Genomic DNA, 21,897 nt, shown 5'->3' on the forward strand with positions numbered 1-21,897 from the left:
ACCCGGTCATCCGTCGCGAAGATCCACGGCGTAAGCTGTACGGGTACTGATCAGAATAAGTGGTATAAGTCGGGCAATGCTCGCCATTCGTGAGCGTCGAACGGTCCCGTCGGGCGTGCCGTTACCTGTGGCGTGTCCGAAATGGGATGTTTTAGCTTGGCGGTGTAGAACGGGAGACGTGACGGCAATGGCTACTGGATCGCTCCGGCTCCGAAACGTGCCGGGCAGACTTCGGTGAGCCGAGAAACGGCCCAGGCCCCCGCCGGCCGGCCGGTGGACGATCCCTCGCGCGCCGTCCTCGACCAGGCCGCTCACGAGAACTTCCCGGTCGCGCCCTTCTTCCTGCCCCGCGCCTGGCGCGGAGACCTCATGGCGATCTACGGCTATGCCCGCCTGGTCGACGACATCGGCGACGGCGACCTCGCCCCCGGTGGCGGCGACGCCGTCCTCCTCGGGCTGGAGCGCGACCGTGCCGACGACCGCCCCGCGCTGCTCGACGCCCTCGAAGCGGACCTGTACCGCGTCTTCAGCGACCGTGCCCCCGGCCCCCGCCATCCGCTCCTGCGCCGCCTGGGCCCGACCGTCCGCCGCTGCGGGCTGACCCCCGAGCCCTTCCTCGGCCTGATCGAGGCGAACCGCCAGGACCAGCGGATCTCGCGCTATGCGACCGCCGCGGACCTCGACGCGTACTGCGAGCTGTCCGCCAACCCCGTCGGCCGTCTCGTCCTCGGCATCACCGGCACCACCAGCCCCGAACGCGTCCGGCGTTCCGACGAGATCTGCACCGCGCTGCAGATCGTCGAACACCTCCAGGACGTCCCCGAGGACCTGGCCCGCGACCGGATCTACCTTCCCGAGGAGAGCCGGAAGCGCTTCGGCGTCACCGAGGCGGACCTCGCCGCCCCGCACGCCGGTCCCGCCGTGCGCGCGCTGATCGCCCACGAGGCGGACCGCGCCGCCCGGCTGCTGGACGCCGGAGCCCCCCTGGTGGGCAGCGTGCACGGCCGCCTGCGGCTGCTGCTGGCCGGTTTCGTCGGCGGCGGGCGTGCCGCGCTGCGGGCCATCGCCGCCGCCGACCACGACGTACTCCCCGGACCGCCCAAGCCGACCAAGCTCAGCCTGCTGCGCGAGGTGGGGGCGACATTGCGAAGAGAGGGGTGAGTCGGACCGTGGAGGAAACCGCACAGACATCCGCGCCGGTGCTCGCCGCATACCGCTACTGCGAGGCCGTCACCGGGCATCAGGCCCGGAACTTCGCCTACGGCATCCGGCTGCTGCCGGCAGCCAAGCGGCAGGCCATGTCGGCGCTCTACGCCTTCTCCCGCCGCGTCGACGACATCGGCGACGGCTTGCTGGAGCCGGAGGCCAAGCGCGTCCGGCTGGAGGACACCCGGGCGCTGCTGGGCCGTATCAAGGACGGCGAGATCGAGGAGGACGACACCGATCCGGTTGCCGTCGCCCTCGCCGACGCCGCCCGGCGCTTCCCGCTGCCCCTGGTCGGTCTCGACGAGCTGATCGACGGCGTCCTGATGGACGTCCGCGGCGAGACCTACCGCACCTGGGACGAGCTGAAGCTCTACTGCCGCTGCGTCGCCGGGGCCATCGGGCGGCTCTCGCTCGGCGTGTTCGGCACGGTGCCCGGCGCACCGGACGCCGCGCGCGCCCCCGAGTACGCCGACACCCTCGGCCTCGCCCTGCAGCTCACCAACATCCTGCGCGACGTCCGCGAGGACGCCGCCAACGGCCGCACCTACCTGCCCTCCGAGGACCTCGCGAAGTTCGGCTGCTCGGCCGGGTTCGACGCGCCGGTGCCGCCGCCGGGCGCGGACTTCGCCGGGCTGGTGCACTACGAGGCCGCCCGCGCCCGCGCGCTCTTCGCCGAGGGCTTCCAGCTGCTGCCGATGCTCGACCGCCGCAGCGGCGCCTGTGTCGCCGCGATGGCCGGGATCTACCACCGGCTGCTGACCCGCATCGCCGACGACCCGGAAGCCGTACTCCGTGGCCGGGTGTCGCTGCCGGGCCGCGAGAAGGCGTTCGTCGCGGTGCGCGGCCTGTCGGGTCTGGACGCCCGCGCGGCCGGCCGCCGCATCGCCGGGAGGCGCTGATGCACGACCGCACCACCGCACGGCACAGCCACCCGGGAACCCGGCAGCCGCGCCCCGCGGTACCCGGGGCAACCCTCCGGGTGATCACCGCGTCCCTGAGGACGGTATCGGGGGAGGACACATGACAGCCGGAGCACGGCGCACCGGCGGCGCGGTGGTGGTCGGCGGCGGGCTGGCCGGTACGGCGGCCGCGCTGGCGCTCGCCGACGCCGGGGCGCGCGTCACCCTCGTCGAGGGCCGCCCGCGCCTGGGCGGCCTGGTCTTCTCCTTCCGCCGCGAGTTCGGCAGCGGCGAGCTGAGCGTCGACAACGGCCAGCACGTCTTCCTGCGCTGCTGCACCGCCTACGGCGCCTTCCTGGAACGGCTCGGCGCCACCGGCATGGTGCCGCTCCAGGACCGGATGGACGTCCCCGTCCTCGACGCCGACCGCATGCGGCTGGGACGCCTGCGGCGCACCGCGCTGCCCGTCCCGCTGCACCTCGCGGGCAGCCTCGCCCGCTACCCGCACCTGACGCCCGCCGACCGTGCCTCCGTGGTCCGCGCCACCCTTGCGCTCAAGGGCCTCGACCTCGACGACCCGGCGCTCGACGCGGTCGACTTCGGCAGCTGGCTGCGGCGCCACGGCCAGTCGGCCCGCGCCGTCGAGGCGCTGTGGGACCTCGTCGGCGTCGCCACCCTCAACGCCACCGCGTCCGGCGCCTCCCTCGGCCTCGCCGCCAAGGTCTTCAAGACCGGTCTGCTCTCCGCGCCCGGCGCCGCCGACATCGGCTGGGCCAGGGTCCCGCTCGGCGACGTCCACGACACCCTCGCCCGCACCGCCCTGGAGAAGGCCGGCGTCCGCGTCCTGCTGCGCACCCGTGCCACCGGCCTCACCCGTACGGAGTCCGGCTGGCGCGTCGCGGTCTCCGACGGGCCGGACGCCACCGACCCGCTCGACGCCGGCACCGTCGTGACGGCCCTGCCGCAGCGTGAGACCCACGCCCTGCTGCCCGAGGACACCCTCGACGACCAGGACCGGCTGCTCGACATCGGCACCGCGCCGATCCTCAACCTCCATGTCGTCTACGACCGCAAGGTGCTGCGCCGCCCGTTCTTCGCCGCGGTCGGCTCGCCGGTGCAGTGGGTCTTCGACCGCACCGAAACCTCCGGCCTGGCCTCCCTCCCCGAGGGCGCGGGCTGCCAGTACCTGGCGGTGTCGCAGTCGGCCGCGCAGCAGGAGATCGGGCAGCCGGTCGCCAAGCTGCGCGACCGCTACCTCCCGGAGCTGGAGCGGCTGCTGCCCGCGGCGCGCGGCGCCCGCGTCTGCGACTTCTTCGTCACCCGCGAACGCACCGCGACGTTCGCGCCCACTCCGGGCGTCGGCAGGCTCCGCCCCGCCGCCCGGACCCGTACCCCCGGCCTGTTCCTGGCCGGTGCGTGGACCGCCACCGGGTGGCCCGCGACCATGGAAGGCGCCGTGCGCAGCGGTCATGCGGCCGCACGCCACGCGCTCACCGAACTCGGCTTCCCCCGGGGCCGGCTGCCCCGGGAGGCAGCATGACAACGAGCACCAGCGCTCCCATGAGCACGAGCATCGGAAACAGAGGAGAAACCGTGAACCCGGCTTCCCCAGCTATCGACACCGAGAGCGTCACCGCGCTGCTGGAGCGCGGGCGCACGCTCGCCACTCCCGTGCTGCGTGCCGCCGTGGACAGACTCGCTCCTCCCATGGACACCGTCGCCGCCTACCACTTCGGGTGGATCGACGCCGCGGGCCACCCCTCGGCGGGCGACGGCGGCAAGGCGGTACGTCCCGCGCTCTCCCTGCTGTCCGCCGAGGCCGCGGGCGCGGCGCCGGAGGTCGGCATCCCCGGCGCGGTCGCCGTCGAGCTGGTGCACAACTTCTCGCTGCTCCACGACGACCTCATGGACGGCGATGAGCAGCGCCGCCACCGCGACACGGTGTGGAAGGTGCACGGCCCCGCCCAGGCGATCCTGGTCGGCGACGCCCTCTTCGCCCTCGCCAACGAGCTGCTGCTCGAACTCGGCACCGTCGAGGCCGGGCGCGCCACCCGCCGTCTGACCACCGCCACCCGTAAGCTGATCGACGGTCAGGCGCAGGACATCTCGTACGAGCACCGGGAGCGGGTCACCGTCGCGGAGTGTCTGGAGATGGAGGGCAACAAGACCGGCGCGCTGCTGGCCTGCGCCGTCTCCATCGGCGCGGTGCTCGGCGGCGCCGACGACCGCACCGCCGACACCTTGGAGAAGTACGGCTACCACCTCGGCCTCGCGTTCCAGGCGGTCGACGACCTGCTCGGCATCTGGGGCGACCCGGAGTCCACCGGCAAGCAGACCTGGAGCGATCTGCGCCAGCGCAAGAAGTCGCTTCCGGTCGTCGCCGCGCTGGACGCCGACGGCCCCGCCTCCCGTCGTCTCGCCGAGATCCTGGCGGCCGACGCGAAGAAGTCCGAGACCGAGATCGCCGACTTCACCGAGGAGGAGTTCGCCTCCCGCGCCGCGCTGATCGAGGAGGCCGGGGGCCGCGAGTGGACCTCCCAGGAGGCCCGCCGCCAGCACGCCACGGCCATCGCCGCGCTCGACGAGGTCGAGATGCCCGAGAAGGTCCGCGCGCAGCTCGTCGCGCTCGCGGACTTCGTCGTCGTACGACAGAGATGAGCACTATCGACACGAACTGATCGCAGTCGCCGGCCGGTGCCAGCCGGGCGCCGGCCGACGGAATCCCTGAGCACGCTTCACAGTTCACTGCAGAAGGGGAAGCCATGACAGCGACGACCGACGGAAGCACCGGGGCCCTGCAGCCCCGGGCTCCCTCGGCCAGCGATGCCGACGACCGCACCGAAGACCCGGTGGGCATCGCACAGCAGGCCCGGCGTGCGACGGAGCGCGCCACCGCATATCTCCTCTCCGTCCAGGACCCCGCCGGATGGTGGAAGGGCGACCTCGAAACCAACGTCACGATGGACGCCGAGGACCTGATGCTCCGCCAGTTCCTGGGTGTCCGGGACGCGAAGACCACCGAGGCCGCCGCCCGGTACCTCCGCGGCGAGCAGCGCGAGGACGGTGCCTGGGCCACCTTTTACGGCGGGCCCGGCGACCTCTCCGCCACCGTCGAGGCGTATGTCGCCCTGCGGCTCGCCGGGGACGCGCCCGACGCCCCGCACATGGCCCGCGCGGCCGCCCGGGTCCGGGAGGCGGGCGGCATCGCCGCGTCCCGTGTCTTCACCCGCATCTGGCTGGCCCTCTTCGGCTGGTGGAAGTGGGACGACCTCCCCGAACTCCCGCCGGAGCTGATCCACCTCCCGAAGTGGTTCCCGCTCAACATCTACGACTTCGGGTGCTGGGCGCGGCAGACGATCGTGCCGCTCACCATCGTCTCGGCCAAGCGCCCGGTGCGGCCCGCGCCGTTCGCCCTCGACGAGCTGCACACCGACCCGGCCGACCCCAACCCGCCGCGCCCGCTCGCGCCGGCCACCAGCTGGGACGGCCTCTTCCAGCGCCTCGACCGGGCGCTGCACCTCTACCGCAAGGTCGCGGTGCGCCCGGTGCGCGCCGCCGCGATGCGGTCCGCGGCCCGCTGGATCATCGAACGCCAGGAGAACGACGGCTGCTGGGGAGGCATCCAGCCGCCCGCCGTCTACTCCGTCATCGCCCTGCACCTGCTCGGCTACGACCTCGACCACCCGGTCCTCAAGGCGGGCCTGGCGTCGCTGGACCGCTTCGCCGTGTGGCGCGAGGACGGTTCCCGGATGATCGAGGCGTGCCAGTCGCCGGTCTGGGACACCTGCCTGGCCACCATCGCCCTCGCCGACGCCGGGCTCCCCGCCGACCACCCGCAGCTGGTCAAGGCCGCCGACTGGATGCTCGCCGAGCAGATCGACCGCCCCGGCGACTGGACGGTCCGCCGCCCCCACCTCCCGCCCGGCGGCTGGGGCTTCGAGTTCGAGAACGACAACTACCCGGACATCGACGACACCGCCGAGGTGGTCCTCGCGCTGCGCCGGGTCGACCACCCGGACCCGCGGCGGGTCGAGGAGGCCGTCGAGCGCGGGGTGCGCTGGAGCGCCGGGATGCAGTCGAGGAACGGTGCGTGGGGCGCGTTCGACGCCGACAACACCAGCCCGTTCCCCAACCGCCTGCCGTTCTGCGACTTCGGCGAGGTCATCGACCCGCCGTCCGCGGACGTCACCGCCCATGTCGTCGAGATGCTCGCCGACACCGGCCGCGCCGACCATCCGCGCGCCCGCCGCGGCCTCGCCTGGCTCCTCGCCGACCAGGAGCCCTGCGGCGCCTGGTTCGGCCGCTGGGGCACCAACTACCTCTACGGCACCGGCTCGGTGCTGCCCGCGCTCGCCGCGGCCGGGATTCCCGGCTCGCATCCGGCGATCCGGCGCGCCGTCGCCTGGCTGGAGCGGGTGCAGAACGCCGACGGCGGCTGGGGCGAGGACCAGCGCTCGTACCAGGACAAGGAGACGTGGGCGGGCCGCGGCGCCTCCACCGCCTCGCAGACGGCCTGGGCGCTGATGGCGCTGCTGGCCGCCGGGGAGCGGGACGGCGAGGCCGTCCGCCGCGGGGTGCGCTGGCTGGCCGGCACCCAGCTGCCGGACGGTTCCTGGGACGAGCCGTACTTCACCGGCACCGGCTTCCCCTGGGACTTCTCCATCAACTACCACCTGTACCGCCAGGTCTTCCCGCTGACGGCGCTCGGCCGTTACGTGGGCGGCGGGCCGGCCACCGCACCGCTGGGGGCCTGATGCCGAGACGGCCCCCGCCGGAGACCGAACCGCCCCTGCTGGTCGCCTGTGCGCTCGGCATCGAGCGGTACGCGCTGCGCGACGGGGGCCGCGACTCCACCCCGTCCGCGCGGGTCACGCTCCGCACCGGCATGGGGCCGCACGCCGCCGAACGCGCCATGGAGCGGGCGCTCGCCCCGGGCGCGCCCACCGCGCACTCCCCGGTGATCGCCAGCGGCTTCTGCGCCGGGCTCGCCCCGGGCATGCGCCCCGGCGATGTGGTGGTGGCCGAGCGGACCCGCGACCACCGACCGGACGCATCCGACGTGCTCTGTCACGGCGGCCCGCTGACCGAGGCGCTGCGCTCGCGCGGGCTGACCGTCCACACCGGGCTGCTCCAGGGCAGTGACCACGTGGTGCGCGGTGCGGAACGGGCGGCGCTGCACGCCGCGGGCGCGGTCGCGGTGGACATGGAGTCCGCCGCGACGCTGCGCGCGGCGCGGGCGGCGGGCGACCGCCCGGTTGCGGCCGTCCGGGTGGTCGTGGACGCTCCAGAACATGAACTGCTGCGCCTGGCCACCCTGCGCGGAGGAATATCGGCCTTCCGCGTGCTGCGGTCAGTCCTTCCTGTTTTCTTCGAATGGCACCGTTCTTTGCTGCTCCCCTGGAGGTGAGCCAGATGGCCATGCCGCTCCGCCAGTCCATCCGGGTCGGGACCTATCTCTTTGAACAGAAGATGCGGAGGCGCGACAAGTTTCCGCTGATCGTCGAGTTGGAGCCGCTGTTCGCCTGCAACCTCAAGTGCGAGGGGTGCGGGAAGATCCAGCATCCGGCGGGCGTCCTCAAACAGCGGATGCCGGTGGCGCAGGCGGTGGGGGCGGTGCTGGAGTCCGGCGCCCCGATGGTCTCCATCGCCGGCGGCGAGCCCCTGATGCATCCCCAGATCGACGAGATCGTCCGGCAGCTGGTGGCAAAGCGGAAATACGTTTTCCTCTGCACCAACGCGATGCTGCTCCGTAAGAAGCTGGAGAAGTTCACCCCCTCGCGGTACTTCGCCTTCGCGGTGCACATCGACGGCATGCGCGAGCGCCACGACGAATCCGTAGCGAAGGAGGGCGTGTTCGACGAGGCGGTGGCCGCCATCAAGGAGGCCAAGCGGCGCGGCTTCCGGGTCACCACCAACTCCACCTTCTTCAACACCGACACCCCGCAGACCATCATCGAGGTGCTGAACTTCCTCAACGACGACCTCCAGGTCGACGAGATGATGCTGTCGCCCGCCTACGCGTACGAGAAGGCACCCGACCAGGAGCACTTCCTCGGCGTCGAGCAGACCCGGGAGTTGTTCAGGAAGGCGTTCGCCGGGGGCAACCGCGGCCGCTGGCGCCTCAACCACAGTCCGCTCTTCCTCGACTTCCTGGAGGGCAAGGTGGACTTCCCGTGCACCGCGTGGGCGATCCCCAACTACTCCCTCTTCGGCTGGCAGCGCCCCTGCTATCTGATGAGCGACGGCTACGTCCCCACGTACCGGCAGCTCATCGAGGAGACCGACTGGGAGAAGTACGGCCGCGGCAAGGATCCGCGGTGCGCCAACTGCATGGCGCACTGCGGCTACGAGCCGACCGCCGTGCTGGCCACCATGGGGTCGCTCAAGGAGTCGCTGCGCGCGGCGCGGGAGACCGTCACGGGGAACCGTGACTGACGTGCCCGGCCACGTCGGACCGGCCCGGGCGGCGCGCACCGCCCGGGCCGTGGGGAGAAGCGGGGAGAGGAGCCACCGGTGACCGGTTTCGATCTGGGCCGTCTGCTGGCCGAGCGCGGCGGCGAACGCTACGACCTGCACAGCCGCCATCTCAACCACCAGCTGCCGCGGATGCTCCACACCCTCGGCTTCGACAAGGTCTACGAGCGGGCCGAGGGCGCGTACTTCTGGGACGCCGACGGGCAGGACTACCTCGACATGCTCGCCGGTTTCGGGGTGATGGGCCTGGGGCGCCACCACCCGGTCGTCCGGCAGGCGCTGCACGACGTCCTCGATGCGCAGCTGGCGGACCTCACCCGCTTCGACTGCCAGCCGCTGCCCGGTCTGCTCGCCGAGAAGCTGCTGTCCCACGCGCCCCATCTGGACCGGGTGTTCTTCGGCAACAGCGGTACCGAAGCCGTCGAGACCGCCCTGAAGTTCGCCCGCTACGCCACCGGCAGACCCCGCGTCCTGTACTGCACCCACGCCTTCCACGGCCTGACGACGGGCTCCCTGTCGGTCAACGGCGAGGACGGCTTCCGCGACGGCTTCGCCCCGCTGCTGCCGGACACCGCCATCGAACTGGGCGATCTGGCGGCGCTGGAGCGCGAGCTGCGCCGCGGGGACGTGGCGGCGCTGGTCGTCGAGCCGATCCAGGGCAAGGGGGTGCTGCCGGCCCCGCCCGGTTTCCTCGCCGCCGCCCAGGAGCTGCTCCACCGCCACAAGGCCCTGCTGATCGCCGACGAGGTGCAGACCGGCCTCGGCCGCACCGGCGACTTCTTCGCCTACCAGCACGAAGCGGGCGTCGAGCCGGACCTGGTCTGCGTCGCCAAGACGCTGTCCGGCGGCTATGTCCCCGTCAGCGCGACGCTCGGCAAGGACTGGATCTTCAAGAAGGTCTTCTCGTCGATGGACCGGGTGCTGGTGCACTCCGCCAGCTTCGGCGCCAACGCCCAGGCCATGGCGGCGGGCCTGGCGGTGCTCGCCGTGCTGGAGGACGAGCAGCTCGTCGCCCACGCCCGGCACACCGGCGATCTGCTGCGCACCCGGCTGGCCGCGCTCACCGACCGGTACGAGCTGCTGCACGAGGTGCGCGGCCGGGGCCTGATGATCGGCATCGAGTTCGGCCGCCCGAAGTCGCTGGGGCTGCGCGGCCGCTGGGCGATGCTCCAGGCGGCCCGCAAGGGCCTGTTCGCGCAGATGGTCGTGGTGCCGCTGCTGCAACGGCACCGCATCCTCACGCAGGTCTCCGGCGACCATCTGGAGGTCATCAAGCTGCTCCCGCCGCTGATCATCGGCGAGCGGGAGGTGGACCGGTTCGTCACGGCGTTCACCGCCGTCATGGACGAGGCCCACGCGGGCTCCGGCCTGATGTGGGACTTCGGGCGGACGCTGGTGAAGCAGGCGGTCGCCCACCGCTGACGGGGTGGCGCACGGAAGGGGAGCATGACGCCGAAGAGCGACGACACCACGGTGCGGGCCGTCAACGCGATGACGGCCCGCTGGGCGCGGGCGGCTGTGGGGGAGCGGGGCACGGTCCTGGCCGCCGCCGGGGTCTGGCCGCTGCTCGCGCTGCTCGCCACCCCGGCCGCGGGCCGGGCCCGCGCGGAGCTGTCCGCTGCCCTCGGCACCGCCCCGGAGCACGCGATGGACGAGGCCCGCGCACTGCTCGCCACGGTGGACGCGATGGACGGTACGGCGGCGGCCGCCGGGGTGTGGGCCGCCCGCTCCGTGGCGCTGTGCCCGGAGTGGCGCGCGCGGCTGCCGGAGGGCGCACTCGGCGAGCTGACCGGCGAAGCGGCGGCCGACCGCGCGGCGCTGGACGCCTGGGCGCGGCGCGGCACCGACGGGATGATCGAGCGGATGCCGGTGACGGTGGGCCCCGGGACGCTGCTGGTGCTGGCGAGCGCGCTGCTGCTGCGCACCACCTGGGAGACGCCGTTCGCCGAGCGCCCGGTGCGCCCCGCCGAGGGCCCGTGGGCGGGGCGGACGCTGACGGAGCTGTACCGCCGTACGGAGGGTGACGCGGGGCTGCGGGTGCACACCACCCCGGACGGGCCGGTGACCGACGCGCGGGTCGCGGGCACGGGCGGCCTCGACGTGCATCTGCTGCTCGGCCCGGAGCGGCTGCCGGGCGCTGCGGTGCTGGCGCACGGGGTGGCGGCGCTGGGCGGGGCGTATCCGGTGGTGCCCGGGGCGGAAGGCAACGGTCCGGGGCTCGCGCTCTCCTCGGTTCCGTCCCCGCACGGCCGCCCGCTGACGGAGCTGAGCACCGCGCGGTGGACCGTCGACGCCGACCATGATCTGCTGCGGTGGCCCGAGGTGTTCGGGCTCGGCGCCGCGGTCCGGGCGTCGGCGGGGCACTTCCCGGGGATCGCCACGCGGCCGCTCGCGGTGTCCGCGGCGCGGCAGACGGCGACGGCGACGTTCGGGCCGCTCGGCTTCCGGGCGGCGGCGGTCACCGCGATCGGGATGCGCGCGGCGGGGATGGTGCAGCCGCCGCCGCTCCGCTCCCGGCTGGTGACGGCGCGCTTCACGCGGCCGTTCGGCTTTCTGGCGGTGCACCGGGCGAGCGGTCTGGTGCCGGTCGCCGGGTGGGTCACCGACCCCGATCCGTACCCGGCGGTGTGACGGCCGGGTACGGGCGCGGGGTTCAGCTTTCCAGGAGCCGATCGCGGAGCCGCTCGCGGACGTCGGGGGTCAGGCCCAGCCCCTCGGTGAGGTAGGTCTCGGTCGAGCCCCAGGTCGCGGCGATCGCGTCGTAGGCGGCCGTGAGGTAGGCGGCGTCGGCGCCGAACAGCGGCGACAGCAGCTCCATGACCTCGGGGGACATCGCGGCGGGGGAGTTGTCCGAGCGGCGGATCTTGTAGCGCCGGTGCGGGTCGTTCGACTTGAGGTAGTCGGCCTCGATCGCCTCCCGCTCGACGCCGACGGCGAGCAGCGTCACGGCGACCGAGAGTCCGGCGCGGTCCTTACCGGCGGCGCAGTGCAGCAGGGCGGGCATGCTGTCCTCGGCGAGGGCGTGCAGCAGTCGGCTGTGGTCGGCGGTGCGGGTGGTGATGATGTGGCGGTAGCTCCGGGCCATCCGGGCCGCCGCTTTGCCGTCGCCGAGTATGTGCCGCAGCTGGTCCAGCGCGCCGTCGCGGACCATGGTCCAGAATTCCGCGCCGTCGGCCGGGTCGGTCAGCGGGATGTTGACGTTCCGTACGCCGGGGAGCGTCACGTCGGGGCCTTCGAGGGAGATGTCCGAGGCGTTGCGGAAGTCGAAGACCGTGTGGAGGCCGAGGCCCCCGAGGAACGCCGTGTCGGCGTCGGTCGCATGCGCGAGATGGCCGCTGCGGAACAGCCGCCCCGCCCGTACCCGCCGTCCGTCCACGGTCGGCAACCCGCCCACGTCGCGGAAGTTGCGGACCTCCACGAGGGGGGAATCAGCCGGTGGGACCTGCGGCGTCTGCGTCACGGGCGCTCCTCGGTTCGGCCGCCGGCGCGGTCGCCGGCGAGACGTGGCCGTTCCCGACGATACGACACAGGTGCCGTAGGCAACCATGGTGGGAAGTGACGCTTCCGGCCCGGGAGATGCCCGATGTCGATATGGCGGGCTGCTTTTCGGTGACACCTGGCGATCGTTGTGTATTCCAACTTGAAGAGAATTTGACCGGGTGGTGTTAATCACCCCCCGTCAACCCCTGGTTACGGTGGCGTAGGTCACTTCTCGCGGTGAAGTATGTCCTGACGTGGGAGACGATTCGAAACACATCAGCAGCGGCGCCGTGCGCGCCATCGGGTCGTACGCATCCGTCGGGGACAGCTTCACCGAGGGAGTCGGGGATCCGGGTCGTGACGGGGCGTACATCGGTTGGGCGGACCGCCTCGCGGTTCTCCTCTCGGACCAGCGCGCGGAGGGCGAATTCCGCTACGCCAACCTCGCGGTCCGCGGCCGGCTCCTGGACCAGATCGTCGAGGAGCAGGTGCCCCGCGCCAAGGAGCTCGCCCCCGGGCTGGTGACCTTCTGCGCGGGCGGCAACGACATCCTGCGGCCCGGCTCCGACCCGGACGACGTCGCCGAGCGGTACGAGGCGGCCGTCGCGGACCTGCGCGAGAGCGTCGGCACGGTCCTGCTCTGCACCGGCTTCGACACCCGCGGCATGCCCGTTCTCAAGCATCTGCGCGGCAAGATCGCGACGTACACCGCGCATGTCCGCGCCATCGCCGACCGGCACGGCTGCCCGGTCCTCGACCTCTGGTCGCTCAAGTCCGTCCAGGACCGGCGCGCCTGGAGCGACGACCGGCTGCACCTGTCCGCCGACGGCCACACCCGGGTCGCGCTCCGTGCCGGTCAGGTGCTCGGCCTCCAGGTCCCGGCCGATCCGGACCAGCCCTGGCCCCCGGAGGCGGAGCGGTCGGCCGCCGCCGCGCGCCGCGACAACATCCACTGGGCGCGCGAACACCTGGTGCCCTGGATCGGCCGCCGGTTGCGCGGTGAGTCCTCCGGCGACCACGTCGAGCCGAAGCGCCCGGACCTGCTGCCCCTGTAGGGCGACCACGACGGCCCCGGATTCCCGCGAAGGGATCCGGGGCCGCCGTCGTGTTGCGGGCCGCGCCGCCCGGAGTCAGCCGGTGGCGCCGTCGCGCGGGACCTCGGCCCACACCACCCGGCCGCCGCCGCGCTCGTCGGGCCGGGTGCCCCAGTTCCGGGAGAGCGCGCCGACCAGGAAGAGGCCGCGGCCGCACTCCTTGTCCACGCTGCCCGGCCGCACCCGCGGCGCCGACGCGCCCGGCCCGCCCTCGTCGGTGACGGCTATCCGTACGTATCCGGCGTGCAGCGACAGCTCGCAGCCGACCCGCTCGCCGGCGGCGTGCCGTACCGCGTTGGTGAACAGCTCGCAGGCCACCAACTCCACGTCGTCGCGGACGTCTTGGCCGGTGCCCCAGGAGTCCAGCAGCGCGGTGACGCGCCGCCGCGCCTCGGGGACGGAGGCCCGGCGCGCCGGCAGATGGAACGCGTCCCGGCGCCCGGCGGCGAGGCCGCTGAGCGCCAACGAGGGGGCGTTGCTGGAGGAAGGCACTACGCAACTATGTGTGAAGCCGGTGATCGATGGCAAGGATCAATCTGCAAATTACAGAATCGAATTATGCAGTCTGTTCGCGTAACTGACGGCATGACACACTGCTGCCCGGAAGCAGGCAGAAGGGAATCGGACGTGGTGGAAGCACGGTCGGGCGGGGCGCCGACCGTCCTGCGGGTGGTGCTCGGGAAGCGGTTGCAGGACCTGCGTGAGAAGGCCGGCCTCTCCTTCGAGCAGGCCGCCGCGGCCCTCGATGTCACTCATGCGACGGTACGGCGGATGGAGAAGGCCGAGGTCGGCCTCAAGATCCCGTACGTGGAGAAGCTGCTGGCCACCTACGGCATCGCCGACGCCACCGAGATCGAAGGCTTCGTCTCCCTGGCTCGCGAGGCCAACCGCCCCGGCTGGTGGCACCGCTTCCGCGATGTGCTGCCCGACTGGTTCAGCGCCTACGTCAGCCTGGAGAGCGAGGCGAACCTCATCCGCGGCTACCAGCCCGCGTACGTCCCCGGGCTGCTGCAGACCGAGGAGTACGCGCGGGCGGTGCTGCGCGCCGGGATGCCGCACGCCTGCGACGACGACATCGACCGCAGCGTTGCGCTGCGCATGGAGCGGCAGTCCCTGCTCACCCGCGAGAACGCGCCGACGCTGTGGGTGGTCATGGACGAAACCGTCCTCCGCCGCCCGATCGGCGACGACCCGCGGGTGATGCGCGACCAGATCGGCCGCCTCGTGGAGGCCACCGCGCTGCCCAACGTCCGGCTGCAGATCATCCCGTTCGCCGCGGGCCCGCACCCCGCGATGTACGGGCCGTTCCACATCTTCCGCTTCCCGATTCCGGAGCTGCCGGACATCGCGTACGCGGAGAGCCTCGTCGGAGCCCAGTACTTCGACCAGCGCAACGACGTCTCGCAGTTCCTGGAGGCCCTCGACCGGATGTGTGCGCAGGCCGCACCGGCACACGCCACCGAGGACACCCTGGGTGGCTTTCGCAAGGAGATCTGAACCATGGATCGCATACGCATCTACAACGGCATGCCCGCCAAGGAACTGGGCACCGACGGCTGGCACAAGCCGTGGAGCGGCGGCAACGGCGGCGAGTGCGTCGAGGCGATGAGACTGGGCGACGGCCGCGTCGCGCTGCGCCAGTCCACCGACCCCGACGGCCCCGCGCTGATCTACACCCACCACGAGATCGTCAGCTTCATCGAGGGAGCCAAGGCCGGTGACGCCGACTTCCTGCTGACCAGCGGGCCGTACCGCCATCCCGAACGGAGGACGGTATGAGCGACGCGGAGATCGCCCGGAGGCCGCTGCGTCCGCCGCTGCCCGGCGGCACCGCCCACGGCGGCTTCCGCCCCGAGGAGATCGACACCGGCACCCCGCACCCGGCCCGGATGTACGACTACTACCTCGGCGGCCGCGACAACTACGAGGTCGACCGGATCGCCGCGGACCGCGTCATCGAGGTCCACCCGCAGGTCCGGCTCAGCGCCCGTGCCAACCGCGCGTTCCTCGGGCGCGCGGTCCGCACCCTCGTCGACGGCGGCATCCGCCAGATCATCGACCTCGGTACCGGCCTCCCCGCCTCGCCCCACACCCACGAGGTGGCCCGCGCCGGCGCCCCGGACACCCGGGTCGTCTACGTCGACAACGACCCGATCGTCGCCACCCACGCCGGGGCGCGCCTCACCGACGCCGACCGCACCGGTTTCGCCCTCGGCGACGTCCGCGACGTACGGTCGGTCCTGGCACACCCGACCGTACGGCGGCTCATCGACTTCGACCGGCCGGTGGCCGTCCTGCTCCTCGCGGTGCTGCACTTCGTCCGGGAGGACGAGGACCCGGCGGGCATCGTCACCGCCCTCGCCGACGCGCTGCCCTCCGGCAGCCACCTCGTGCTCTCGCACGCCACCGAGGAGCCGTACGAGGGGTTCCCCGGCGGACGCGTCGATGTGACCGCCCGCGACGGCGTCGTCAACGTCTACAAGAACGCCACCGCCACCCTCAACCTCCGCTCCAAGGCCCGGATTACCGAGCTGTTCGGGCCGTTCACGCTGCTGGAGCCCGGTGTCGTCCGCGTCCCGCTGTGGCGCCCGGACGGCGAGATCCCCGACGCCGAGGAGCTGAACAACACCATCTTCTACGGGGCGATGGGCCGGAAGGTCTGACCGCGCGGGGGACGGCCGCCGGGCCCCGCGCTCAGGCCGGAACGGTGTCCGCCGCCCTGGACTCCGGCTCCCCGTCGGCCGCCGCCGGCGCCTCCGCGTCCAGGGGTGCGCTGTGCGCCCCGTGCGCGACGCAGGCGTGCGCGCCCGCGAGCGCGCCCCGGCGCGCGCACTCCCCGAACTCCAGCCCGGCGAGGTGCCCGTGGAGGAACCCGCTGGTGAACGCGTCTCCGGCGCCGTTGCTGTCCACCACCGGGCCGGGCGGCACGGCCGCCGGGACGTGGCGCGGGGTGCGGTCCTCCGGGGTGAGCAGGTACGCGCCCCCGGCACCCGCCGTCGCGATCACCGCGGACGCCCGGCCCTCCCGCAGGATCTCCCGCATCACCGACCCGATCCGCTCACCCGCCCCGGCGGTGCTGAGGAACACCAGATCGGAGCGGAACGCGAACTCCTTGTGGTGGCAGGTGAGTCCGTCCCAGTCGTGCAGATCCGTGGAGACCGGCAGCCCCAGCGCGGCGATGTCGTCGTACAGGAACCGCGCGAAGTGGGTGATCGACAGATGGACGTGCCGGGCGCGGCGCAGTGCGGGGAGGTAGTGCTCGGGCGGCATCCGCAGGTCGAGCGGGTCGCGGGCGTCGTGGAGGGAGGTGCGGCGGCCGTCCGGGGCGACGAGGTTCACCGAACGGCGGGTGCCGTGCGGGGAGATCAGCGGCCGGAAATCGACGCCGCTGCCGGCCAGTCGCTCCCGGATCAGCGCGCCCTGTGGGTCGTCACCGAGGAAGTCGACGAATCCGGTGCGCAGCCTGAGCGCGGCGCAGCCCAGGGCGACGCCGGTACCGGTGTGGCCCGCGTACTCCCGGATGGGGTCCACCGGAAGGGAGTCGACCGCGGGGACCGGCAGGGTGGGCACCCGCACGACGGTGTCCACCCCCGATCCGCCGACGACCAGGACGTCATAGGGCTCGGTTCCCGGCTGATGTGTCACAGGCGTCCTTGCATCACTGGCTGGCGGCGGTCTGCGGACAGGCCGCGTCCGCAGGCCGGATTCTAGCCCCAAGATGCCGCAAAACGGGGCGTCAGGTGCAGGTGCGAGGAGCGGTGGTGGGGGTGGGAAGAGGTGTACGACGGCGTGGTGGGCGGCCCGCGTTCCCGGGGACGCCGGGACCGGACGGGGATGTCGCCGGGCGCGCCGCGTGGGCGTTGACAAGGTGCGGCGCGCGCTGAAGTCTGTGCGCCGGAGCCGCAGTTGATCACTTGCGGCGGGCGGCCGACCGGCGGCCGTCCGAGGGGAGCGGGTATGGAAGAGCAGCACACCGGCGGCGCGCGGGACGCGATCGTGATCGGCGGCGGCCTGGCCGGAATGCTTGCCGCCACCGCCCTGTTGGGCCATGCCGACACCGTCACGGTCATCGAACGCGACCGCTACCCCGAGAACCGCGACTTCCGCAAGGGCGTTCCCCAGGCGCGGCACCTCCACATCCTGATCACCGGCGGCCAACGCGCCTTGGAGGCCCTGCTGCCCGGCAGCTGCGCCGCGCTCACCGAGGCGGGCGCCCACCGCCTCGACCTGCCACGCGACCTCCTCACCCGCACCCCCACCGGCTGGCCCCGCCGGTTCGACGAAGGCCGTCACCACATGCTCAGCGTGACCCGCCCGGTGCTTGACGCCGTCGTCACCGAGCGGGCGCGGGCCGCGTTCGCGGCCTCCACCACCCACGTGACGGTCCTGGAGGCCACCGAGGCCGTCGGGCTCACCGGCGACGCGGGGCGGGTCACCGGCGTCCGGATCCGCCCCCGCGACGGCGGCGCGCCGCGCACCCTCACCGCCGGACTCGTCGTGGACGCCTCGGGCCGCAGCTCCCGCGCGCCCCGCTGGTACGCCGAACTGGGCCTGACCGCCCCGCAGGAGGAGATCGTCGACACCGGCCTCGGCTACGCCACCCGGCAGTACCGCCCCGGCCCCGGGCGCGCCCCGGACACCGGCGTCAACGTGCCCAACTGGCCGGGCTCCCCGCGCGGCGGCTGCTACCTCCCCGTCGAGGACGGCGTCTGGATGCTGACCCTCGCCGGGATGCGCGGCGACCATCCGCCCACGGAACCGGAAGGATTCCTTGCCTACAGCGCCACCGTCGGCGACCCGTACCTCCATTCCCTGGTCTCCGGCGCCGAACCGCTCACCCCCGTCCACGGCTTCCAGGACACCCGCAACCGCCGTCGCCGCTACGAGCGTTCCGGCGCCTCGCCGCAGGGTTTCCTCGTCCTCGGGGACGCGCACTGCACCTTCAACCCCGTCTACGGCCAGGGCATGTCGGTCGCCGCCCTGGGCGCCCGTGCGCTGCGCGACACCCTGGAGCGCACCGGCGGTCTGCTGCCGGACATCGCTACCACGGTGCAGCGGGAGGTCGCCGCCGTCACCGATCCGGCATGGGTCGCCGCGGTCGGCGCCGACCTGCCCTACCTCCGCGACGCCGAGGAGAAGCGGTCGGCCGGGGAGCGGCTCACGTCCTGGTACCTCGACCGGCTGGCGGCCCGCGCGGCCGTCGACCCGGTCGTGGGCGCCGCCTTCCGCGACGTCTTCTGCCTCACCGCCCCGCTGCCCCGCCTCTTCAGCCCCCGGATAGCCGCCCGCACCGTCCTGCTGCCCCGCCGCCCCGCGTTGCCCGCACCGCCGACGGCGGCCGAGACGGTCTGAATCCGGGGCCCGGCGGGGCGCGGACCACAGGCGTACGGGGACGGGGTTCGGGGCGCGCCACGGTCCGGCGCCCGGGCCTCGCACGTGACGGTGCAGGCCGGCGGGCGCTCCGGAAAATCCGGTGCGTCCCGGGCGGCCCCCGCAGGAGACTCGGGCATGACCTGGACCACGACAGCGGATCCCGACGCCTTCGAAGCGGCCGCCGGAGCCTTCCTGCGGGCCCGGCCCGTGGCACACACCATGCTCCTCTCCGTCGCCGCGACCGTCCGCGCGACCGGCGCCGACGCATACGGCGACCACCCACCCCGGTACGGCTGGTGGCGGGAGACGGCGGAGGTGGGCGCCGCCTTCCTCTGGACGCCGCCGCGCCCGGTGCTGCTCTCCGCAATGCCCGAACGAGCCGCGAGCGCCCTGGCCGACACCCTGACCGAGGAGGGACACCACGTCCCGGGCGTCGGCGGTGACCTCGTGGCCGCCGACGCCTTCGCCGCCACCTGGCTGCGCCACCACGGCGGCACCACCCGCACCGGCGAACGCAACCGCCTCCACCGCCTCGGCACGCTCCGGCCCCCGCGCCCCGGCCCCCAGGGTGCGGCCCGCCCGGCCACCACCGCCGACCGCGCCCTCGTCCTGGAGTGGTTCGCGGCCTTCGCCACCGACGCGGGAACCGCCCCGCCGCGCGACGCCCGTACGGTCGACGACCGGATCGCGCACGGCCGGGTGCTGCTCTGGGAGGACGGCGGACGGCCCGTGGCGATGGCCGCCCACACCGGCGCGGAGGACGGCATCACCCGCGTCGCCCCCGTCTACACCCCGCCCGAACTGCGCGGACGCGGCTACGCCGGGGCCGTGACGGCGGCCCTGTCCCAAGCGGCCCGCGACGCCGGTGCCCGCGAGGTCCTGCTCTTCACCGACCTCGCCAACCCGACCGCGAACGCGCTGTACCGGCGGCTGGGGTACGAGCCGGTGAGGGATCGGGTGGTGGTGGAGTTCAGCGGGGCGGACCTGGCGGGGGTCGGGGACGACCAGGGGCGGGGGTGAGCTGGGGTCCGGGGCGGAACCGGGGCTCGGGCTGAGTGGCGTTCAGGGGGCGCGCTTCCGGGGGCGCTGCCTCGTAAGGCAACGGGCCGCCGTCCGCGCGCCCCGCAGGTCGCGCCGCCCCTCGCGTGGGGAGAGGCTGTGGAAGTGCCCGGGTGCCGTGGCCCCCGGGTGGGCCGGGGGCGGAACCTGTGGTCCGCCCGGGCCGTTCAACGTGGCGACCGTCCCCACATTGGAGGTTCCGTGACCGGTCCCCGCCCCCGCCGCACGCCGTGGCGCGCGCTGCGCCCCGCGAGCTTCGGCGCCGCGCCCACCGGCGAGCGACTGGCCAGGATGCGCCGGTCGCCGCAGTTCGTTGACGGCCAGTTCCGCAACCCGACTCCGACCCGTCAGCTGCTGAACGGCTCGGCGCTGCCGATGGCCCGTTCGCAGCTGAACCGCGAGGGACGGCTGCGCCGCGCGCCCGTCGGCCCGATACCGGTGCACCGCCGGGCCCCGGGGGAGACCACCGGGCCGCCGCGGACCGGGCTGCGCGTCACCTGGATGGGGCATTCCAGCGTGCTCGCCGAGATCGACGGCCACCGGGTGCTCTTCGACCCGGTGTGGGGGGAGCGCTGTTCGCCGTTCGCCTGGGCCGGGCCCAAGAGGCTGCACCCGGCCCCCGTAGAGCTGGCCGCGCTGGGGCCCGTCGACGCCGTGGTGATCTCCCACGACCACTACGACCACCTCGACATGGCGACGATCCAGGCCCTGACCGCCACCGGAGCCGCCTTCGTGGTGCCCCTGGGCATCGGCGCCGACCTGGAGTTCTGGGGCGTACCGCCGTCCCGCGTCACGGAGCTGGACTGGCACGAGTCCACCCGCGTCGGCGAGCTGACCCTCACCGCCACCCCCGCCCAGCACTTCTGCGGCCGGGGCCTGCGCGGTCCCCAGCACACCCTGTGGGCCTCCTGGGCAGTCGCCGGGCCCGAGCACCGCATCCACCACAGCGGCGACACCGGCTACTTCCCCGGCTTCGCCGCGATCGGCGAACACCACGGCCCGTTCGACCTGACCATGATTCAGGTCGGCGCGTACAGCGAGTTCTGGCCCAAGAACCACACGGACCATACGCCGCTGCCCGGCGCCTGGCCGGACATTCACATGACGCCTGCCCAGGGGGTTCAAGCACACCTTGACCTCCAGGGAGGTGCTCCGGCCGGGGTGCTGCTGCCAATCCACTGGGGCACCTTCAACCTCGCCCTGCACCCGTGGGCGGAGCCGGCGGAGTGGATGAAGGATGCGGCCGAGGAGGTTGGCCAGGCGGTGGCGTTCCCGTGTCCTGGTGAGCCGTTCGAGCCTGCGGGGAGGCTGCCTGAGGAGTCGTGGTGGCGGGCTGTGTCCTATCCGATCGCGCATCCGTGGCGCCGTCCCCGGAGCGCCGAGGCTGAGGTCGAGACGCGCAGCGGCGATCTCGATGTCGCGGGCGAGCGGTGATGTGGATCGGGGACGGCCTCACCGAGGTTGTGCGGATGCTGGAGCGTCTCCCGGCCGAATGTGCCCCACGTCGTGCCGCACTCGTGGGGTCGTGTAGATTATTCGGGTTGCCACGGAGCCGACAGGCCCCACAGCAGCCATCCCGCCGCTCCGAGCGGCACGCCACTACTGCGCGACTCCTCACCGGGACGAATTTCGGCATGCCTGAAATTCACACCGCGACGTGATTATGCGTCACCGAGGAAAACCGCTAAAGTAGTGACCACGCCAAGGCGCCGCAAACGAAAGTAAGCGGACCGAGGCAAACCCCTCCGACGGGCAATCGGAAACGAATTCGGACCGGAAACGGCAGCGAATCGGATCTGGTAGAGTCGGAAAGGCCGGAAAGTGAAAGCAAGAAGGCCAACCCCGCTCCAACAGGGGGCCGGAAACGCCCAGCGGATCTGGTAAGGTGGGAACCGCGGAAAAGCCGAAAGGCCGGACCGCACCGGCGAAAATCAGGGCCGAAAGGATCTGATAGAGTCGGAAACGCAAGACCGAAGGGAAGCGCCCGGAGAGCCTGGTGAAACAGGCACAAAGGAAGCGTCCGTTCCTTGAGAACTCAACAGCGTGCCAAAAGTCAACGCCAAATATGTTGATACCCCGTCTCCAGCATCACGCTGGGACGAGGTTCCTTTGAAAGTCCACCGCACCCACGGGTGACGGTGGCACACACAGCGAGGACGCTGTGAACGAGCAACCTATTCCGTTGCTCGTTCCGCTCCCGTGTGTGTAACCCGGATGACCGGGAAACATTCACGGAGAGTTTGATCCTGGCTCAGGACGAACGCTGGCGGCGTGCTTAACACATGCAAGTCGAACGATGAAACCGCTTCGGT

At 72.9% G+C, this 21,897-nt stretch carries 19 protein-coding genes and 1 rRNA gene; 17 read left to right on the plus strand and 3 right to left on the minus strand.

All coding sequences use genetic code 11. From position 1 onward, the window contains the following. The first annotated feature begins 234 nt into the window (after positions 1-234). From hpnC to ACFWWQ_RS01240, 9 genes are all read left to right on the plus strand, one after another. Entirely contained in the window at positions 235-1,161 is a 927-nt protein-coding gene (gene hpnC / locus ACFWWQ_RS01200; RefSeq protein ID WP_384588082.1) for a squalene synthase HpnC, read from the plus strand. Continuing rightward, positions 1,158-2,105: a presqualene diphosphate synthase HpnD gene (gene hpnD, locus ACFWWQ_RS01205; protein ID WP_384588085.1), complete on the plus strand. Its 948-nt coding sequence runs from the start codon at positions 1,158-1,160 to the stop codon at positions 2,103-2,105. The genes hpnC and hpnD overlap by 4 nt, the downstream gene beginning before the upstream one ends. Positions 2,106-2,226: 121 nt before the next feature. Then, entirely contained in the window at positions 2,227-3,645 is a 1,419-nt protein-coding gene (hpnE, locus tag ACFWWQ_RS01210; RefSeq protein WP_384588088.1) for a hydroxysqualene dehydroxylase HpnE, read from the plus strand. A gap of 20 nt (positions 3,646-3,665) precedes the next feature. Continuing rightward, entirely contained in the window at positions 3,666-4,763 is a 1,098-nt protein-coding gene (locus ACFWWQ_RS01215; RefSeq protein WP_143941269.1) for a polyprenyl synthetase family protein, read from the plus strand. Between the two features lie 104 nt (positions 4,764-4,867). Then, positions 4,868-6,859: a squalene--hopene cyclase gene (gene shc, locus ACFWWQ_RS01220; RefSeq protein ID WP_384588092.1), complete on the plus strand. Its 1,992-nt coding sequence runs from the start codon at positions 4,868-4,870 to the stop codon at positions 6,857-6,859. After that, positions 6,859-7,512: a 1-hydroxy-2-methyl-2-butenyl 4-diphosphate reductase gene (locus ACFWWQ_RS01225; protein WP_384588095.1), complete on the plus strand. Its 654-nt coding sequence runs from the start codon at positions 6,859-6,861 to the stop codon at positions 7,510-7,512. Before shc ends, ACFWWQ_RS01225 begins: the two co-directional genes overlap by 1 nt. A 5-nt stretch (positions 7,513-7,517) precedes the next feature. Further along, positions 7,518-8,540 (plus strand): adenosyl-hopene transferase HpnH, encoded by a 1,023-nt coding sequence (gene hpnH / locus ACFWWQ_RS01230; protein ID WP_384588098.1) that lies wholly within the window; start codon positions 7,518-7,520, stop codon positions 8,538-8,540. 78 nt (positions 8,541-8,618) lie between these two features. Further along, a complete protein-coding gene (locus ACFWWQ_RS01235; protein ID WP_384588101.1) occupies positions 8,619-10,001 on the plus strand; it encodes an aspartate aminotransferase family protein in 1,383 nt (460 codons plus the stop codon). Positions 10,002-10,025: 24 nt separating this feature from the next. Further along, positions 10,026-11,210 carry a serpin family protein gene (locus tag ACFWWQ_RS01240; RefSeq protein WP_384588104.1) on the plus strand — a complete coding sequence of 395 codons (1,185 nt, stop codon included), beginning with the start codon at positions 10,026-10,028 and terminating at the stop codon, positions 11,208-11,210. Between the two features lie 22 nt (positions 11,211-11,232). Here the strand turns inward: ACFWWQ_RS01240 and ACFWWQ_RS01245 are convergent, their stop codons facing one another. Continuing rightward, complete coding sequence (locus ACFWWQ_RS01245; RefSeq protein WP_384588107.1) at positions 11,233-12,039, minus strand: tyrosine-protein phosphatase; 807 nt, start codon at positions 12,037-12,039, stop codon at positions 11,233-11,235. A 274-nt stretch (positions 12,040-12,313) separates the two neighbouring features. Here ACFWWQ_RS01245 and ACFWWQ_RS01250 point away from each other — a divergent pair, with 274 nt between their 5' ends. Further along, entirely contained in the window at positions 12,314-13,114 is an 801-nt protein-coding gene (locus tag ACFWWQ_RS01250; protein WP_384588110.1) for an SGNH/GDSL hydrolase family protein, read from the plus strand. A gap of 75 nt (positions 13,115-13,189) precedes the next feature. Here ACFWWQ_RS01250 and ACFWWQ_RS01255 read toward each other — a convergent pair whose 3' ends face one another. After that, on the minus strand, positions 13,190-13,645 hold the full coding sequence (locus ACFWWQ_RS01255) for an ATP-binding protein (protein ID WP_384588113.1): 456 nt from the start codon (positions 13,643-13,645) through the stop codon (positions 13,190-13,192). Positions 13,646-13,780: 135 nt separating this feature from the next. Here ACFWWQ_RS01255 and ACFWWQ_RS01260 point away from each other — a divergent pair, with 135 nt between their 5' ends. From ACFWWQ_RS01260 to ACFWWQ_RS01270, 3 genes are read left to right on the plus strand one after another with little or no spacing between them, the layout of a single operon-like run. Next, positions 13,781-14,650, plus strand: a complete 870-nt coding sequence (locus ACFWWQ_RS01260; protein ID WP_384588116.1) for a helix-turn-helix domain-containing protein — start codon at positions 13,781-13,783, stop codon at positions 14,648-14,650. A gap of 3 nt (positions 14,651-14,653) precedes the next feature. Further along, the gene (locus tag ACFWWQ_RS01265; RefSeq protein WP_384588119.1) at positions 14,654-14,932 is read left to right on the plus strand and encodes a DUF397 domain-containing protein; all 279 of its coding nucleotides are present in this window, start codon (positions 14,654-14,656) and stop codon (positions 14,930-14,932) included. Continuing rightward, positions 14,929-15,816: an SAM-dependent methyltransferase gene (locus ACFWWQ_RS01270; RefSeq protein ID WP_384588122.1), complete on the plus strand. Its 888-nt coding sequence runs from the start codon at positions 14,929-14,931 to the stop codon at positions 15,814-15,816. The genes ACFWWQ_RS01265 and ACFWWQ_RS01270 overlap by 4 nt, the downstream gene beginning before the upstream one ends. Positions 15,817-15,847: 31 nt before the next feature. Here ACFWWQ_RS01270 and ACFWWQ_RS01275 read toward each other — a convergent pair whose 3' ends face one another. Continuing rightward, the gene (locus ACFWWQ_RS01275) at positions 15,848-16,798 is read right to left on the minus strand and encodes a carbohydrate kinase family protein (protein WP_384588125.1); all 951 of its coding nucleotides are present in this window, start codon (positions 16,796-16,798) and stop codon (positions 15,848-15,850) included. A gap of 312 nt (positions 16,799-17,110) precedes the next feature. Here ACFWWQ_RS01275 and ACFWWQ_RS01280 point away from each other — a divergent pair, with 312 nt between their 5' ends. The 4 genes from ACFWWQ_RS01280 to ACFWWQ_RS01295 all read left to right on the plus strand — a co-directional run. After that, positions 17,111-18,505, plus strand: coding sequence for an NAD(P)/FAD-dependent oxidoreductase (locus tag ACFWWQ_RS01280; RefSeq protein WP_384588128.1), 1,395 nt, complete (start codon positions 17,111-17,113; stop codon positions 18,503-18,505). Positions 18,506-18,661: 156 nt separating this feature from the next. Then, the gene (locus ACFWWQ_RS01285; protein WP_384588131.1) at positions 18,662-19,546 is read left to right on the plus strand and encodes a GNAT family N-acetyltransferase; all 885 of its coding nucleotides are present in this window, start codon (positions 18,662-18,664) and stop codon (positions 19,544-19,546) included. Positions 19,547-19,876: 330 nt separating this feature from the next. After that, complete coding sequence (locus ACFWWQ_RS01290; RefSeq protein WP_384588165.1) at positions 19,877-21,019, plus strand: MBL fold metallo-hydrolase; 1,143 nt, start codon at positions 19,877-19,879, stop codon at positions 21,017-21,019. A gap of 794 nt (positions 21,020-21,813) precedes the next feature. Continuing rightward, positions 21,814-21,897: ribosomal RNA gene (locus ACFWWQ_RS01295) — 16S ribosomal RNA — on the plus strand; the annotation flags it as partial.

It is taken from the genome of Streptomyces sp. NPDC059080 (assembly GCF_042739975.1).
In the GTDB taxonomy this organism is placed as follows: domain Bacteria; phylum Actinomycetota; class Actinomycetes; order Streptomycetales; family Streptomycetaceae; genus Streptomyces; species Streptomyces benahoarensis.